The organism is Streptomyces sp. NPDC036815, assembly GCF_055609205.1.
Genome location: NZ_JBVJPW010000021.1, coordinates 61,135 through 77,408 on the forward strand (window position 1 = coordinate 61,135; position 16,274 = coordinate 77,408).

The following is a 16,274-nucleotide window of genomic DNA, read 5'->3' on the forward strand; positions in this document are numbered from 1 at the left end:
GCGGGGCGGGTGTCCGGGGCGGGGGCGCCTCAGCGCTCGTCCGTCCAGTGTTCGCGGCCCAGGCCCACCAGGCGCAGCTGCCTGCGGGCGACGTCCGCCACCCGCGCCTCCTCCGCCGTCCCGGGCCCCGCGTCCAGGAACGCCGACGCGGTCATCACCATGTGGTCGACGTACATGCCCGCCAGCATCAGCAGGTCGTCCTCGGTCCACTGTGAGGTGGGCGCCTCCAGAGCGAACTGCTGCGCCACCTCCCGCGCGAACAGGGCGAGCTGGGCGCCGATCGCGTCCCGCACCGCCCGGACCCCGCCGTGCCGTTCGCGGGCGACGAAGCGGACGTGGGCGGGGTGCGCGTGGACGTACGCGGCTATCAACTCGACCGTGCCCGCGATGCGTTGCTCGCTGTCACCGGTCTCCGACGCCAGCATCGCGGTGAGGGTCGTGTGCAGGCTGCCGAGGGTCTCCTCGACCAGGGTCACGCCCAGATCGGCGGTGTCGCGGAAGTGCCGGTAGAAGGCGGTGGGGGCGACGCCCACGGCGCGGGTGACCTCGCGCAGGCCCAGGCTGCTGAGGCTCTGCTCCTCGAGCAGCTGGAGCGCCGCGTCGAGGAGGGCCTGCCGGGTCTTCTGCTTCTGGGCCTGCCGGGTGCCGAGGGTGTGACTCATGCCATGCAGTTAACAACTGTTCTCCGAGTTTTGAAAGCCGGAGAAGGAGTACCCTCTAAGTCAGTGAACAACTGTAACCACAAGCGTTCACCGAACGAGAGGGATCTCATGCTCTTCCTTGTCGCCGCCCTCCTGCTGCTGGGTGTCGCCATGGGTTCCGTGGCACACGCCCCGCTTCCGGTCAGCCTGATCGCCGCCGTCGTCATCGGCGTCTGGCTCCTGGTCTTCGCCCTCCGCGAGCGCCACGCACGGCACCGCTGACCCCCGTCGGGCGCCGCTGATCCACTCCGTACGACACCTCGACCTGCCAGGAGTCGCACCATGGAACTCACCGCAGAACGCACCACCGACAGCACCGCCGCCGACGCCACCGCCGACACGGCCGAGGCCGCCGGGAACACCGGCGACCGCACCCCGGAGCGCCCCACCGGCCGCCGGGACACCAACGGGATGGCCGTCGCCTCCTTCGTCCTCGGCCTGCTCGGACTCCTCGTCCTGAACATCTTCCTCGGGCCCGTCGCGATCGTCCTCGCGGGCATCGCCCTGTGGCGCGGCACCGCCCGCAAGGGCCGCGCGCTGCTGGGTCTCGGCCTCGGCGTGGCCGACCTCGTGGTGCTCGCCGTGCTCGTCTCGATGGACAACACCGTGTCCTGGGGTCTCGCAGGCTGATACCGCCGGGGCACGGGGCGCCGCGCGGCTCGTAGAATCGTGCCCACCATGGCCTACCTCGACCACGCAGCGACCACTCCGATGCTCCCGGAGGCGATCGCGGCGATGACCGCGCAGATCGCCGTCACCGGCAACGCCTCCTCGCTGCACGCGGCGGGGCGGCGGGCGCGACGCACCGTCGAGGAGGCCCGCGAGACGCTCGCCGAGTCACTCGGCGCGCGCCCCAGCGAGACCGTCCTCACCTCCGGCGGCACCGAGGCCGACAACCTCGCCGTCAAGGGCCTGTACTGGGCGCGCCGCGCCGAACGGCCCACCCGCACCCGCGTGCTCGCCAGCCCCGTCGAGCACCACGCCGTCCTCGACGCCGTGCACTGGCTCGGCGAACACGAGGGCGCCACCGTCGAGTACCTGCCGGTCGACCGGTACGGCCGCGTCCACCCCGACGCGCTGCGCGAGGCGATCGAGCGCGACCCCGACGACGTCGCCCTGGCCACCGTCATGTGGGCCAACAACGAGATCGGCACGATCATGCCGATCCGCGAACTGGCCGACGTCGCCCAGGAGTTCGGCATCCCGCTGCACGCCGACGCCGTCCAGGCCTACGGCCAGCTCGCTCTCGACTTCGGCTCCTCCGGGCTCGCCGCCATGACCGTGTCCGGCCACAAGATCGGTGGTCCGTACGGCATCGGGGCGCTGCTGCTCGGCCGCGAGTACAGCCCCGTGCCCGTGCTGCACGGCGGCGGCCAGGAGCGGCACGTGCGCTCCGGGACGCTGGACGTGCCCGCCGTCGCCGCGTTCGCCGTCGCCGGTGAGCAGGCCGCGGCGCGGCGCGAGCGGTTCGCCGCCGAGATCGGCGCGCTCCGCGACGACCTGGTGGACGCCGTCCGCGCGGCGGTCCCCGAGGCCATCCTCGGCGGCGACCCCGCCCCGGAGGGCCGGCTCCCCGCCAACGCGCACTTCACCTTCCCCGGCTGCGAGGGCGACTCGCTCCTGCTGCTCCTCGACGCGCAGGGCATCGAGTGCTCCACCGGGTCCGCGTGCACGGCGGGCATCGCCCAGCCCAGCCACGTCCTGCTCGCCACCGGCACCGACCCCGACCTGGCCCGCGGCACCCTCCGCTTCTCGCTCGGCCACACGTCGACGAAGGCGGACGTCGACGCGGTGGCGGCGGCGATCGGCCCGGCGGTCGAGCGGGCGCGGTCGGCGGGCCTGAGCTAGGGCGCGTCCGGCCCGGGGCACGGTCCACCCCAGGTCACGGTCCTGCCCAGGTCACGGTCCGTCCCAGGTCACGGTCCGGCCCGGGCCCTCGGCTTCTTCGTCGGCTTCCGCGGGCGGTCCCGCGCCTCCCGCACCAGGCGTATGTACCGGTCCCAGTCCCAGTACGGGCCCGGGTCCGTGTGGTCCGTGCCCGGCACCTCCACGTGCCCGACGATGTGCTCGCGGTCCACGGGGAAGTCGTACCGCTTGCATATCCCGGCGGTGAGCCGCGCCGAGGCCGCGTACATCTCGTCGGTGAAGGAGGACTTCTTGTCGACGAAGCCCTCGTGCTCGATGCCGATGCTGCGTTCGTTCCAGCTCTTGTTGCCCGCGTGGAAGGCCACGTCCAGCTCGCGGATCATCTGGGCGACGTGGCCGTCCTTGCGCACCACGTAGTGCGCGGCGGCGCCGTGCGCCGGGTCCTTGAAGACCCGCAGCGCCGTGTCGTATCCCCCCTGGACGACGTGGATCACGACACGGTCGATCGCGTAGTCGTCGGGGCGGTCCGCGCGCCGCCAGTTGTAGTCCGACGCGGCGACCCACTGGGCGCCCCGGGCGTCGACCTCGCCCTCCTTGCGCCGCTTGACCACGCCGGGCAGCCGCCACCACAGCCGCCCCAGCTCGTCCCCGGCCAGCACCGCCGTGCCGGCGGCCGCCGCGCCGCCGCCGATCAGCAGGGTGCGCCGGTCGACCCCGCGCCGCCCCGGCTTCCCGCCCGCGCCCTCGTTTTCTTCCCCCATGTGATCGTCAACGCTTACTCAGGGGCATCCGGTTCCCGTCGCCCCGTACCCTGTGAGAGCTATGACTTTGACCCCGCAGCGTCCCCAGCGCCCCCTCCGCGTCCTCGCCGCCATGTCCGGCGGCGTGGATTCCGCCGTCGCCGCCGCCCGCGCCGCCGAGGCCGGGCACGACGTGACAGGAGTGCACCTCGCGCTCTCGGCGAACCCGCAGTCGTTCCGCACGGGCGCGCGAGGCTGTTGCACCATCGAGGACTCGCGCGACGCCCGCCGCGCCGCGGACGTCATCGGCATCCCCTTCTACGTGTGGGACCTCGCCGAGCGGTTCCGCGAGGACGTGGTCGAGGACTTCATCGCGGAGTACGAGGCGGGGCGCACCCCCAACCCGTGCCTGCGCTGCAACGAGAAGATCAAGTTCGCCGCGCTCCTCGACAAGGCCCTCGCCCTCGGCTTCGACGCGGTCGTCACCGGTCACTACGCCAAGGTGATCGTCCACGAGGACGGCACCCGCGAGCTGCACCGCGCCTCCGACATGGCCAAGGACCAGAGCTACGTCCTCGGAGTCCTGGACGACCGCCAGCTCGCCCACGCGATGTTCCCCCTCGGTGACACGCTCACCACCAAGGAGGAGATCCGCGCGGAGGCCGAGCAGCGCGGTCTGGCCGTCGCCAAGAAGCCCGACAGCCACGACATCTGCTTCATCGCCGACGGCGACACCCAGGGCTTCCTCGCCTCCCGCCTCGGCAAGGCGGAGGGCGACATCGTGGACGCCGAGGGCCACAAGCTCGGCACCCACGACGGCGCGTACGGCTACACCATCGGCCAGCGCAAGGGCCTGCGCATCGGCACCCCGGCCCCCGACGGCAAGCCGCGCTACGTCCTGGACATCTCCCCGGTGAACAACACCGTGACGGTCGGCCCGGCGGCCGCCCTGGACGTCACGGGTCTGACGGCGGTCAAGCCCCGCTGGTGCGGCGCGGCCCCCACCGGGCCCGGCACGTACACCGCCCAGCTGCGGGCGCACGGCGGCGAGACGCCGGTGCGCGCGGAGCTGGTCGACGGCGTCGACGGCTCGGAACTGAAGGTCTCCTTCGAGGAGCCCGTCCGCGGCGTCGCCCCCGGCCAGGCGATCGTGCTGTACGACGGCACGCGCGTGGTCGGCTCGGCGACGATCGCGACGACGGAGCGGGTGACGGCGGCGGCGTAGCCCGCCGCCTCCCGGCGCCCAGGGGCTACGCGACCCGCAGAACGATCTTGCCCTGCGTGCGGCCCCGTTCGCCGTGCGCGTGGGCCTTGGCCGCGTCCTCCAGGGGCAGCACCGTCTCCACCTCGACGCGGAGCCTGCCCTCGTCGACCAGGCGGGCGATCTCCAGGAGGCCCAGGCGGTCCGGCTCGACGACCGTCCACCCCGCGTGCACGCCGAGCTCGGCGGCCCGCACCGGGTCCGGCAGGCCGCCCGGGTCCGGCAGCGTGACCAGGTGGCCGCCGCGGCGCAGGACGGCCAGGGAGCGCGTGCCGTACGCGCCGCCCACCCCGTCCAGGACCACGTCCACGTCACGCACGGCCTCGGCGAAGTCCACGCGCGTGTAGTCGATGATCTCGTCCGCCCCGAGGCCGCGCAGGAAGGCGTGCTTCTCCTCGCGCGCGGTGCCGATGACGTACGCGCCGTGCGCCTTGGCGATCTGCACGGCGAGGTGGCCCACGCCGCCCGCCGCCGCGTGGATCAGCACCCGCTGCCCGGCGCGGAGCCCGGCCGTCTCGATGAGGCCCTGCCAGGCGGTGAGCGCCGCCAGGGGCAGCGCGGCGGCCCGCACATGGTCGATGCTCCGCGGCTTGGGCGCGAAGCGGCGGGCGGGCGCCGCGACGAACTCGGCGTACCCGCCGGTCTGTTCGGGGAAGCGGGGCATGCCGAACACCTCGTCGCCCGGCTGGTACAGGGTCACTCCGGGGCCGACCTCCTCGACGACGCCCGACACGTCGTACCCGAGGATCGGGGTCTCTCCCCAGCTGCCGAAAGTGCCTTCCGCGCGGGTCTTCCAGTCGACGGGATTGACGCCCGCCGCGTGGACCCGGACCAGGATCTCGGTCAGGCCGGGCTCGGGGCGGTCGACCTCCACGGGGACCAGGTTCTCGGGGGCGCCCCAGGCGCGGGGGCTGACGGCACGCATCTTCATGGTCTTCCTCTTTCGGAACGGCTGAGATCCCAGAGTGCGCGGGCGTGGGGCGCCGCAGTGCTGGCAGTTTGGCCATCATGTGACAGGATTCGGCCATGAACCTCAATGGCCTCGGCGACCGCGACGGCGCCCACCGGGTGGCCGTCATCGCCCTGGACGGCGTGTACGCCTTCGAGCTGGGCATCCCGTCCCGGGTGTTCGGCAACGCGCTGAACGACCGCGCAGAGCCGCTCTACGACGTCGTGGTCTGCACCGTGGACGGGCGTCCGGTGCGCACGGACTCCGGCTTCACGGTGGCGGCCGAGCACGGTCCCGAGGCCCTGGAGACGGCGGACACCGTGGTGATCACGCCGACCCGCAGCTTCGACCGGGGGATGGCGGGGGAGGAGCTGCCGGAGCCGGTGGCCGCCGCCCTGCGGCGGATCAGGCCCGGCACCCGCATCGTGTCCTTCTGCAACGCCTCGTACGTCCTCGCGGCCGTCGGCCTGCTCGACGGGCGCCCCGCGACGACGCACTGGCACGTGGCCCGCGACTTCCAGCGGACCTTCCCCCGGATCAGGGTCGACGCGGACGTGCTCTTCGTGGACGACGGTGACGTGCTGACCGCGGCGGGCGTCGCGGCGGGCATCGACCTCTGCCTCCACGTCGTGCGCAAGGACCACGGCGCCGCCGTCGCCAACCACGTCGCCCGCGTCTGCGTCGTACCGCCCTGGCGCGACGGCGGGCAGGCGCAGTACATCGAGCGGCCCGTCCCGGAGCCGACGCTCGCGACGACGGCCGCCACGCGCGCGTGGGCCCTCGAACGGCTCCAGGAACCGCTGCCCCTGGGGGAGCTGGCCGCTCACGCGCGCATGAGCCTGCGGACCTTCACGCGCCGCTTCCAGGAGGAGGTGGGCATGCCTCCCGGGCGCTGGCTGACCGCCCAGCGCGTCGAGCTGGCCCGCCAGCTCCTGGAGTCGAGCGACCTGCCGGTGGACGTGGTGGCCCACCGGGCCGGGTTCGGCACCGGCAACTCCCTGCGCCAGCACATGCGTTCCGTGCTCGGCGTCTCGCCGGTCGCCTACCGCAGGACGTTCACGGCTGCTTCGTGACCTCCGCCCCGTAGAAGCAGAAGTGATCCTTGATGCCGGTCACGGCCTGCTTCGGCTCCGGGTACGCCCACACCGAGTCGGGGGAGCCCGGCAGCGACCAGTAGGAGGCCGTTCCCTTGAACGGGCAGTACGTGGTGGTCTCCGACGGAGTCAGCAGGTCCGTGCGCACGTCCTCCGGAGGGAGGTAGTAGCGCACCGGGTAGCCCGTCTCGCTCAGCAGCAGCGGACGAGTGCTCTCGGCGACGACCTGCCCGTCGTGCTCCACGCGCACGTGCTCCGTGCCCTGCTCGACGGTGATCCGGTGTCCCGCGGTCATGAGATGCCCTCCTCGATGAGTGCCTTCCGGGACGGAACGTACCGTGAGGGCATGAACATCTGCGTCTTCCTCTCCGCCGCCGACCTCGACGAGCGCTACACCCGCCCCGCCCGCGAGTTCGCCGAACTGCTCGGCAAGGGCGGGCACACCCTGGTGTGGGGCGGCTCCGAGAGCGGTCTGATGAAGGTCGTCGCGGACGGCGTGCACGAGGCGGGAGGGCGGCTCGTGGGCGTCTCCGTGGACTTCCTCGCCGCCAGGGCCCGGCAGGTCGTGGAACCCCACGAGATGGTGATCGCGCGCGACCTCGCCGAGCGCAAGGCGCTGCTCCTGGCGAAGGCCGACGCGGTCGTGATCATGGTGGGCGGCACCGGCACGCTCGACGAGGCCACCGAGATCCTGGAGCTGAAGAAGCACGGCAAGCACACCAAGCCGGTGGTCCTGCTGAACTCCGCCGGGTTCTACGACGGCCTCAAGGAGCAGTTCCGCCGCATGGAGGACGAGGGTTTCCTGCCCCTGCCGCTGACCGACCTCGTCTTCTTCGCCGAGGAGCCGGTGGGCGCGCTCGCGTACCTGGAGGAATCGTTCGGCACGCGGTGATGCGAGCATGGCCGGTATGGCTACACATGTGATCACCGGAGCGGGGTCGGGCATCGGCGCCGCCGTCGCCCGCCGCCTCCACGCACGCGGCGACGACCTCGTACTGCACGCGCGGGACGCGGGCCGCGCCAAGGAGCTCGCCGCCCAGTTCCCCGGCGCCGGCACCCTGGTCGGCGACCTCTCCGACCCCGACAAGCTGTCCTGGGCCTTCGGGCACCAGTCGCTGCCCGAGCGCGTGGACTCCCTGCTCCACATCGCGGGCGTCGTCGACCTCGGCCCGGTCGGCGAGCTCACCCCCAAGTCCTGGCGCCATCAGCTCAACGTCAACCTCATCGCCCCGGCCGAACTCACCCGCCACTTCCTGCCCCAACTCCGGCTCGCCCAGGGGCACGTGGTCTTCGTGAACTCGGGCGCGGGCCTCAGTGCGGGCCCCGAGTGGTCCGCGTACGCCGCCTCCAAGCACGGCCTGAAGGCGCTCGCCGACTCGCTGCGCCAGGAGGAGCACGGCAACGGCGTCCGGGTCACCTCCGTCTACCCGGGCCGCACCGCGAGCGCCATGCAGGTCAAGGTCCACCAGCAGGAGGGCAAGGAGTACGACGCGTCCCGCTGGATCGACCCCGAGTCGGTCGCCACGACCATCGTCATGGCCCTGGACCTGCCGCGCGACGCGGAGGTCAACGACCTGACGGTGCGGCCGGGACGATGAGCGACGCCTTTCTCCCGTCCCCGGCCACCGGGATCGGGTCCATGCCCGGCGGCGACGCCCGCGAGGCCGCCAAGACCGTGACCGGCAGCTTCGACGGGCCCGAGCAGGGCATGCCGTACCTCCCGGAGCTGCCCGCGCGCGGACCCGGCGCCGACATGATCGGCCGCACCGCGGGCCTTCTCGTCGACCTGTACGCGCGCGTGGAGCCCAGCGGCTGGCGGCTCGGCGACCGCCCGGGCCGCGACACCCGCCGTGCCAGGGCCTGGCTCGGCGAGGACCTCGACGCCCTGGAGGAGTTCACCCAGGGGTACCGGGGCCCGCTCAAGATCCAGGCCGTCGGCCCGTGGACGCTCGCCGCGGCCCTGGAGCTCAGGAACGGCGAGGCCGCGCTCTCCGACCCCGGCGCCTGCCGTGACCTCGCGGGATCCCTCGCCGAAGGGCTGCGCGCGCACCTCGCGGACGTGCGCCGCAGGGTGCCGGGCGCCCAGGTGACCCTGCAGCTCGACGAGCCCTCGCTCATCGCCGTGCTGCGCGGACAGGTCAAGACCGCCAGCACGTACCGCACGCACCGCGCCGTGGACCGCCAGCTCGTCGAGAGCACCCTGCGCGACGTCCTCGCCGTCCGGGGCGAGGGTCCCGCGGTCGTCCACTCCTGCGCGCCCGACGTGCCGTTCGCGCTGCTGCGCCGGGCCGGGGCCGACGCGATCTCCTTCGACTTCTCCCTCCTCACCGAGCGTGACGACGAGGCGATCGGCGAGGCGGTCGAGGGCGGCACGCGGCTCTTCGCCGGTGTCGTGCCGGGCGTGGACGGCGGATTGTCAGACCCTGCCGGTAGCGTCATGGGTGTCAGGACGCTGTGGCGCAGGCTGGGGCTGAATCCGGGATCACTCGCGGAGTCGGTCGTGGTCACTCCGTCGTGCGGGCTCGCGGGCGCATCCCCCGCGTATGCGCGCGCGGCGCTCGCCCACTGCGTCAAGGCGGCGAGATCGCTCGCAGACAACCCTGAGTAATTGGGTATGACGTAACGGGAGGACGAAACGGTGGCTGTCGAACAGCAAGGCTCTGTGCCCGCCGAGGCACGGGATCAACATGCCCAGCTGGCCGAACAGATCGAGGAGCACCGCTTCCGGTACTACGTGAAGGACCAGCCGGTCGTCAGCGATGCCGAGTTCGACAAGCTCCTGCGTTCCCTCGAAGCCCTGGAGGAGGAGCACCCGGAGCTGCGCACCCCGGACTCGCCCACCCAGAAGGTCTCCGGTTCGTACGAGACGGAGTTCACCGCGGTCGAGCACCGGGAGCGCATGCTCTCCCTCGACAACGCCTTCGACGACGCGGAGCTGGCCGCCTGGGCGGACCGCGTCGCCAAGGACGTCGGCTCCCCGGACTTCCACCTGCTGTGCGAGCTGAAGGTCGACGGCCTCGCGGTCAACCTCACGTACGAGGACGGGAAGCTGACCCGCGCCGCCACCCGCGGCGACGGCCGCACCGGCGAGGACATCACGCCGAACGTCCGCACCATCGCGGACATCCCCCAGCGCCTCAAGGGCGACCGGGTGCCCGCCCTCGTCGAGATCCGCGGCGAGGTCTTCTTCCCCATGGAGAAGTTCGACGAGCTGAACGCCCGCCTGGTGGAGGCGGGCGACAAGCCCTTCGCCAACCCGCGGAACGCGGCGGCGGGTTCCCTGCGCCAGAAGGACCCGCGCGTCACCGCGACCCGCCCGCTGCACATGGTGGTGCACGGCATCGGCGCCCGCGACGGCTTCGACATCGACTGCCTCAGCCATGCCTACGAGCTGCTCCACGAGTGGGGCCTGCCCACCGCCAAGCACAACAAGGTCGTCGACGGCCTCCAGGGCGTGCGGGACTTCATCGCGTACTTCGGGGAGAACCGCCACTCCGTGGAGCACGAGATCGACGGCGTCGTCGTCAAGCTCGACGAGATCCCGCTCCAGGGCCGCCTCGGCTCCACCTCGCGCGCCCCGCGCTGGGCCATCGCCTGGAAGTACGCGCCCGAGGAGGTCAACACCAAGCTCATCAACATCCGGGTCGGCGTCGGCCGCACCGGCCGCGTCACGCCGTACGCCCAGGTGGAGCCCGTCACGGTCGCCGGCTCCGAGGTCGAGTTCGCGACCCTGCACAACCAGGAAGTGGTGAAGAAGAAGGGCGTCCTCATCGGCGACACGGTCGTGATCCGCAAGGCGGGCGACGTCATCCCGGAGATCCTCGGCCCCGTCGTGGACCTGCGGGACGGCAGCGAGCGGGAGTTCGTGATGCCCGCCGAGTGCCCCGAGTGCGGCACGGAACTGCGGCCCATGAAGGAGGGCGACATCGACCTGCGCTGCCCCAACGCGCAGTCGTGCCCCGCCCAGTTGCGTGAACGTCTCTTCTACCTGGCGGGCCGCAAGTCCCTCGACATCGAGAACTTCGGATACGTCGCGGCCGCCGCCCTCACCAGGCCCCTGGAGCCCGCCGAGCCGCCGATCCTCGACGAGGGCGACATCTTCGACCTCAAGGTCGAGGAGCTCCTGCCCATCAAGTCGTACGTCCTCGACCAGGACTCCGGCCTGCCCAAGCGCGACCCCAAGACCGGCGAGGAGAAGGTCGTCACCTTCTTCGCCAACCAGCAGGGCGAGGCGAAGAAGAACACCCTGGCCATGCTGGAGAACATCGCGGCGGCCAAGGAGCGCCCGCTCGCCCGCGTCCTCACGGGCCTCTCGATCCGGCACGTCGGCCCGGTCGCCGCCGAAGCGCTGGCCCGCGAGTTCCGCTCCATCGACAGCATCGATCAGGCCACCGAGAAGGAGCTTTCCGACGTGGCGGGCGTGGGCCCGACCATCGCGGCCTCCCTCAAACAGTGGTTCGCCGAGGAGTGGCACCGGGAGATCCTGCGCAAGTGGCAGGCGGCCGGGGTGCGCATGGAGGAGGAGGCGAGCGGCGACGACGAGGGCCCGCGCCCGCTCGCGGGCCTCACGGTGGTCGTCACCGGCACGCTCGAGCACTACACCCGGGATGGCGCGAAAGAGGCGCTGCAGACCCAGGGTGCGAAGGTCACGGGTTCCGTTTCCAAGAAGACCGATTTCGTGGTGGTGGGCGACAACCCCGGGTCCAAGTACGACAAGGCCATGCAGGTGAAGGTTCCGGTTCTGGATGAGGACGGCTTTGTCGTCCTGCTCGGACAAGGACCGGACGCGGCGCGGGAAGTCGCGCTTCCGACCGAGGAGTAGCGGTTGAAGGCCACCCGTTCGGCGCATACCAGATGCATAGGGGTGGCCGGGTCGCATTCGGGCAACCGTGGTCGACCGCTGCCCGTAGAAGCCTTCTGCGGCCTACTGTTGAGATGTGCGCCTGCCGTGCCCCGCTGCGAACGGGGTATCTCCTGCTCATCAAGAGCTTGGAAGGGGGCATCCCCTGTTCGGCGCGAGTGGTGGAGCAGTGCATCTCCTTGCTCGCGGAGGGCTCGGGGAAAAAAGATGGGACGCGGCCGGCTCCGGGCCGGGTCCGCGTGGCGTGGGCACCGCCGGCTGTGAGAGGGACGGGAATGGAACCGACCGAGAGCGCCGCCCCGGACTCACGGCTGCGCGCGCGCCTGTGGCGCGCGCCGACCGCCTGGCTGCGCGGCCGCCGAACAGCGACGACCACCGGCCCGTGCACCACGTCCGGATCCGCGGCGGGGTGCGGTTCGGGGACGCTGCACACCGCCGTCGAACCCCGCGAACGGGCCTGGACCTCCGGCGCCCGCAGCCCCGTGGACAGCCCCGGAGCCCCCGTGGGACCTATTGCACAGGACGTCCGCGACCCCTGGCCGCTGCTGCCCGTCGCGATCGTCGCGGCGGCCGCGGTCCTGCTCGGCACCGGCTTCTTCCAGGCCCTCACGGACGGGCAGGCCCTGTTCCCCTCCGGCGCCGCCGGCTGGTCCTTCGCCGTCCTCACCGGCTTCATCGTCGGCCATCTCGTCGCCCTCGGCCGTGACCGCTGGTGGGGCGGCACGGGCTCCGGCGGCGCGCTCACCGTCGCCGTCCTCCTGCTCTACGGCTGGGTGCCCGCGGGCCTGGTCAGCCTCACCGTCTTCGTCCTGGTCGGCCTCGCGCGCAGGCACCGCCGGCGGCAGGGCGTCCTGCACGGCGCGGTCGACATCCTCGGCATCGGGGCGGGCGCGCTCGCCCTGGCCGCCTTCGGCACGGCGCCGAGCGCCGAGTCACCCTGGCTGCCCGAGACCTGGGACCTGTACACCGCGCCCCAAGTGGCCCTGGTCGCCGTCGCCTACCTCGTCGTCACCCGGGCCCTGCTCTGGTACGTGCACGCGCCGCGCACCGGCGCCCTGCCCACCGTCACCCGCACCGCCCTGGTCAGGCAGGGGCTCCTCGCCGTCGCCCTGCTCGGCATCGCCCCGCTGATCTGCGTCGTGGCGATCTCCCTGCCCATCCTGCTGCCGCTCTTCGCGATCCCGCTCGTCGCCCTCGACTCCACCCTGTGGATCGCCCGCGCCAGGGCCGAGGAGCAGCTGCGGGACCCGCTCACCGGACTGCCCAACCGGCAGTGGCTCCTCGAACGGACCTGGACGGCCCTCGACGACGCCGAGCGGATCGGGGCGCGGGCCGCCCTGCTGCTGATCGACATGGACCGCTTCCGGTCGGTGAACGACACGCTCGGCCACCTCGCGGGCGACCGGCTGCTGCTGCAGATAGCGGACCGGCTGCGCCTCGCCCTGCCCCGTGGCGCGGAGGCCGCACGCCTCGGCGGCGACGAGTTCGCCGTACTGATCCCGATCGCCGACTCCACGACGTCGGCCACGCGCGTGGCGCGCCAGCTGGTCGCCGCGCTCGGCTCGCCCCTCGACCTGGACGGCCTGACCCTCGTCCTGGAGGCCAGCGCGGGCCTCGCCGTCTTCCCCGACCACGCGCTCGACGCGGAGGGCCTCCTGCGGCGCGCGGACGTCGCGATGTACCAGGCGAAGCGGGACCGCACCGGCGTCGAGGTGTACGAGTCCAAGCGGGACTCCAACACCCCGGACCGGCTCGGCCTCCTCGGCGACCTGCGCCGGGCGCTCGACGCGGGCGACGTCGAGCTGCACTACCAGCCCAAGGTCCGCTTCGACGGCAAGGTCGCGGGCCTCGAAGCGCTGGTGCGGTGGGTGCACCCCGAGCGCGGCAAGGTGCCGCCCGACGAGTTCATCGCCATCGCCGAGTCGTCCGGCCTCATGCCGCACCTGACGGAGTACGTCCTGGAGACCGCCCTCGGCCAGGTCGCCAAGTGGCAGGCCCAGGGCCTGAAGGTGCCCGTCGCGGTCAACGTGTCGCCGCGCGACGTCCACACGCCGGGCTTCGCCGGAGCGGTCGCGGCGCGCCTCGCCCGGCACGGAGTGCCCGCGGGGGCGCTGCAGTTGGAGATAACCGAGCACGTCCTCCTGGAGGACCCGCAGCGGGCCGCGGACACGCTGGCCGGGCTCACCGGGCACGGCGTCAAGATGTCGCTCGACGACTTCGGCACGGGGTACTCCTCCCTGGTCCACCTGCGCCGCCTCCCGGTCAGCGAACTGAAGATCGACCGTTCCTTCGTCGCGCGGCTCGCCGTCGACAACGAGGACGCGGAGATCGTCCGCTGCACCGTCGACCTCGCGCACTCGCTCGGCCTGCTCGTCGTCGCCGAGGGCGTCGAGGACGACGAGACCTGGGAGCGGCTGCGCGACCTCGGCTGCGACGCGGTGCAGGGCTGGCTGGTCGCCGCGGCGATGCCCGCGGAGGAGACCACGGCGTGGCTGCGGGCGCGGGGCTCGCGCGGCTGGCGCCGCCCCGCCGACGTCGCCGCGGAGGCGGCCGCGTGCGCGAAGGCGTCCGACGTGGACCAGTCCTCGGGGCACGTGGTCCAGTAGGCGCTCCGGCCCGGGGACAGGGGCCCGGTGCCCGGTGCCGGGCGGCCCGGAGAGCGGTGTGGGGCGGCAGTGGGGAAACCGTTTCACGGGCACACCGCCCCGCCCCATAGGATTGGGGCCATAACCCACACACTCACCACCCCTGAGGATCGCCGCATGCCTGGCATCACGCGCGAGGAGGTCGCCCACCTCGCCCGCCTTGCACGTCTGGAGCTGAAGGCCGAGGAGCTCGACCACTTCGCCGGACAGCTCGACGACATCATCGGCGCGGTCGCCCGCGTCTCGGAGGTCGCCGACCAAGACGTACCGCCGACCTCGCACCCGCTGCCGCTGACGAACGTCATGCGCGCGGACGAGGTCCGTCCGTCGCTCACCCCCGAGCAGGCGCTCTCGGGCGCTCCCGCCCAGGAGCAGCAGCGTTTCAAGGTGCCGCAGATCCTGGGGGAGGACTAAGAACATGACGGACATCATCAAGCTCACGGCCGCCGACATCGCGTCGAGGATCGCCTCCGGCGAGCTCACCGCCGTCGAGGTCACCGAGGCCCACCTGGCCCGTATCGAGGCCGTCGACGAGAAGGTGCACGCCTTCCTGCACGTCGACCGCGAGGGCGCCCTCGCGCAGGCCCGTGCCGTCGACGAGAAGCGCGCCAGGGGCGAGAAGCTCGGCCCGCTGGCCGGCGTCCCCGTCGCGCTGAAGGACATCTTCACCACCGAGGGCGTGCCGACCACGGTCGGCTCGAAGATCCTCGAGGGCTGGATCCCGCCGTACGACGCGACGGTCACCCGGCGTCTGAAGGCCGCCGACGTGGTCATCCTCGGCAAGACCAACATGGACGAGTTCGCCATGGGGTCCTCCACCGAGAACAGCGCCTACGGCCCCACCGGCAACCCCTGGGACCTCACCCGCATCCCGGGCGGCTCCGGCGGTGGCTCGTCCGCCGCCCTCGCCGCGTACGAGAGCCCCCTGGCGATGGGCACCGACACCGGTGGCTCCATCCGCCAGCCCGCGGCCGTCACCGGCACGGTCGGCGTCAAGCCGACCTACGGCGGCGTCTCCCGCTACGGCATGGTCGCGTTCAGCTCCAGCCTCGACCAGGGCGGCCCGTGCGCCCGTACGGTCCTGGACGCCGCGCTGCTGCACGAGGTCATCGCCGGCCACGACGAGCTCGACTCGACGTCCATCGACGCCCCGGTCCCGCCGGTCGTCGAGGCCGCGCGCAACGGCTCCGTACGGGGCATGCGCGTCGGTGTCGTCAAGCAGTTCCGCGGCGAGGGCTACCAGGCCGGCGTCGTCCAGCGCTTCGACGAGTCCGTCGAGCTGCTCAAGGAGCTCGGCGCCGAGATCATCGAGCTGGACTGCCCGACCTTCGACCTGGCGCTCTCCGCGTACTACCTGATCGCGCCCTCCGAGTGCTCCTCGAACCTCGCCCGCTTCGACGCCATGCGCTACGGCCTGCGCGTCGGTGACGACGGCACCCGTTCGGCCGAGGACGTCACCGCGCTGACCCGCGAGGCGGGCTTCGGCGACGAGGTCAAGCGCCGCGTCATCCTGGGCACGTACGCCCTCAGCTCCGGCTACTACGACGCGTACTACGGAAGCGCCCAGAAGGTCCGCACGCTCATCACCCGCGAGTTCGAGGCCGCCTTCGAGCAGGTCGACGTGATCGTCTCCCCGACGACGCCGACCACCGCCTTCCCGATCGGCGAGCGCGCCGACGACCCGATGGCGATGTACCTCGCGGACCTGTGCACCATTCCGACCAACCTGGCGGGCAACGCCGCCATGTCGCTGCCCTGCGGCCTCGCGCCCGAGGACGGCCTGCCCGTCGGACTGCAGATCATCGCCCCCGCCATGAAGGACGACCGGCTGTACAAGGTCGGAGCCGCCGTCGAGGCCGCCTTCGTGGAAAAGTGGGGGCACCCGCTGCTTGAGGAGGCACCGTCGCTGTGAGTGCACTGAACAAGGCCAAGGGCTTCAAGAAGTCCAAGACCGGCACGTACCTGTCGATCGGCACCACCGCGTTCGGCGCGGTCTCCGTGCTGAAGCAGGCCAAGAAGGCCCGGTACGACAACGACACGCTCCGTCTCGTGGACGCGGTGGTCTCCGCCGCCGCGATCGCCACCGGCGTCGCGCTGCTCCTGCGTGAGCTCAAGCGCCTCGGCGACGACGACGTCCTGCTGGGCTGAGAGGGAAAG

The 16,274-nt window shown here is 72.3% G+C and carries 16 protein-coding genes and 1 pseudogene; 13 read left to right on the forward strand and 4 right to left on the reverse strand.

Annotation, left to right across the window (positions count from 1 at the left end):
* Positions 1–29: 29 nt before the first annotated feature.
* On the reverse strand, positions 30–662 hold the full coding sequence (locus tag ACZ69I_RS31400) for a TetR family transcriptional regulator (RefSeq protein ID WP_470835967.1): 633 nt from the start codon (positions 660–662) through the stop codon (positions 30–32).
* A gap of 108 nt (positions 663–770) precedes the next feature.
* On the opposite strand from ACZ69I_RS31400, the gene ACZ69I_RS31405 reads away from it, so the two are divergent.
* From ACZ69I_RS31405 to ACZ69I_RS31415, 3 genes are all read left to right on the forward strand, one after another.
* Positions 771–923 (forward strand): hypothetical protein, encoded by a 153-nt coding sequence (locus tag ACZ69I_RS31405; protein ID WP_355816389.1) that lies wholly within the window; start codon positions 771–773, stop codon positions 921–923.
* Between the two features lie 189 nt (positions 924–1,112).
* Complete coding sequence (locus tag ACZ69I_RS31410) at positions 1,113–1,331, forward strand: DUF4190 domain-containing protein (protein ID WP_467672045.1); 219 nt, start codon at positions 1,113–1,115, stop codon at positions 1,329–1,331.
* Between the two features lie 48 nt (positions 1,332–1,379).
* A complete protein-coding gene (locus ACZ69I_RS31415; protein ID WP_467671591.1) occupies positions 1,380–2,549 on the forward strand; it encodes a cysteine desulfurase family protein in 1,170 nt (389 codons plus the stop codon).
* A 68-nt stretch (positions 2,550–2,617) separates the two neighbouring features.
* On the opposite strand, the gene ACZ69I_RS31420 is transcribed toward ACZ69I_RS31415, so the two are convergent.
* The gene (locus tag ACZ69I_RS31420; protein ID WP_470835968.1) at positions 2,618–3,328 is read right to left on the reverse strand and encodes an N-acetylmuramoyl-L-alanine amidase; all 711 of its coding nucleotides are present in this window, start codon (positions 3,326–3,328) and stop codon (positions 2,618–2,620) included.
* A 61-nt stretch (positions 3,329–3,389) separates the two neighbouring features.
* Between ACZ69I_RS31420 and mnmA the strand changes: the two genes are divergently transcribed.
* Positions 3,390–4,532, forward strand: a complete 1,143-nt coding sequence (gene mnmA, locus ACZ69I_RS31425) for a tRNA 2-thiouridine(34) synthase MnmA (protein WP_470835970.1) — start codon at positions 3,390–3,392, stop codon at positions 4,530–4,532.
* Positions 4,533–4,557: 25 nt separating this feature from the next.
* Here the strand turns inward: mnmA and ACZ69I_RS31430 are convergent, their stop codons facing one another.
* Positions 4,558–5,493: an NADP-dependent oxidoreductase gene (locus ACZ69I_RS31430; RefSeq protein WP_467672047.1), complete on the reverse strand. Its 936-nt coding sequence runs from the start codon at positions 5,491–5,493 to the stop codon at positions 4,558–4,560.
* A gap of 101 nt (positions 5,494–5,594) precedes the next feature.
* Between ACZ69I_RS31430 and ACZ69I_RS31435 the strand changes: the two genes are divergently transcribed.
* Positions 5,595–6,590: a GlxA family transcriptional regulator gene (locus tag ACZ69I_RS31435; RefSeq protein WP_470835971.1), complete on the forward strand. Its 996-nt coding sequence runs from the start codon at positions 5,595–5,597 to the stop codon at positions 6,588–6,590.
* On the opposite strand, the gene ACZ69I_RS31440 is transcribed toward ACZ69I_RS31435, so the two are convergent.
* Positions 6,574–6,906: a DUF427 domain-containing protein gene (locus tag ACZ69I_RS31440; protein ID WP_467671599.1), complete on the reverse strand. Its 333-nt coding sequence runs from the start codon at positions 6,904–6,906 to the stop codon at positions 6,574–6,576. The genes ACZ69I_RS31435 and ACZ69I_RS31440 overlap by 17 nt on opposite strands.
* 51 nt (positions 6,907–6,957) lie before the next feature.
* Here ACZ69I_RS31440 and ACZ69I_RS31445 point away from each other — a divergent pair, with 51 nt between their 5' ends.
* The 8 genes and pseudogenes from ACZ69I_RS31445 to ACZ69I_RS31480 all read left to right on the forward strand — a co-directional run bounded on the left by ACZ69I_RS31445 (position 6,958) and on the right by ACZ69I_RS31480 (position 16,265).
* On the forward strand, positions 6,958–7,503 hold the full coding sequence (locus ACZ69I_RS31445) for an LOG family protein (protein ID WP_467671601.1): 546 nt from the start codon (positions 6,958–6,960) through the stop codon (positions 7,501–7,503).
* Positions 7,504–7,519: 16 nt separating this feature from the next.
* Positions 7,520–8,209: an SDR family oxidoreductase gene (locus ACZ69I_RS31450; protein WP_467671603.1), complete on the forward strand. Its 690-nt coding sequence runs from the start codon at positions 7,520–7,522 to the stop codon at positions 8,207–8,209.
* Entirely contained in the window at positions 8,206–9,219 is a 1,014-nt protein-coding gene (locus ACZ69I_RS31455) for a methionine synthase (RefSeq protein ID WP_470835973.1), read from the forward strand. The genes ACZ69I_RS31450 and ACZ69I_RS31455 overlap by 4 nt, the downstream gene beginning before the upstream one ends.
* A gap of 30 nt (positions 9,220–9,249) precedes the next feature.
* The gene (ligA, locus tag ACZ69I_RS31460; RefSeq protein WP_470835974.1) at positions 9,250–11,433 is read left to right on the forward strand and encodes an NAD-dependent DNA ligase LigA; all 2,184 of its coding nucleotides are present in this window, start codon (positions 9,250–9,252) and stop codon (positions 11,431–11,433) included.
* A gap of 575 nt (positions 11,434–12,008) precedes the next feature.
* Positions 12,009–14,078: pseudogene (locus ACZ69I_RS31465) on the forward strand (putative bifunctional diguanylate cyclase/phosphodiesterase); the annotation flags it as partial.
* Between the two features lie 156 nt (positions 14,079–14,234).
* Entirely contained in the window at positions 14,235–14,531 is a 297-nt protein-coding gene (gene gatC, locus ACZ69I_RS31470) for an Asp-tRNA(Asn)/Glu-tRNA(Gln) amidotransferase subunit GatC (RefSeq protein ID WP_010984178.1), read from the forward strand.
* A 4-nt stretch (positions 14,532–14,535) separates the two neighbouring features.
* The gene (gene gatA / locus ACZ69I_RS31475; RefSeq protein WP_470835975.1) at positions 14,536–16,029 is read left to right on the forward strand and encodes an Asp-tRNA(Asn)/Glu-tRNA(Gln) amidotransferase subunit GatA; all 1,494 of its coding nucleotides are present in this window, start codon (positions 14,536–14,538) and stop codon (positions 16,027–16,029) included.
* Complete coding sequence (locus tag ACZ69I_RS31480) at positions 16,026–16,265, forward strand: hypothetical protein (RefSeq protein WP_361720378.1); 240 nt, start codon at positions 16,026–16,028, stop codon at positions 16,263–16,265. The genes gatA and ACZ69I_RS31480 overlap by 4 nt, the downstream gene beginning before the upstream one ends.
* The last annotated feature ends 9 nt before the right edge of the window (positions 16,266–16,274 follow it).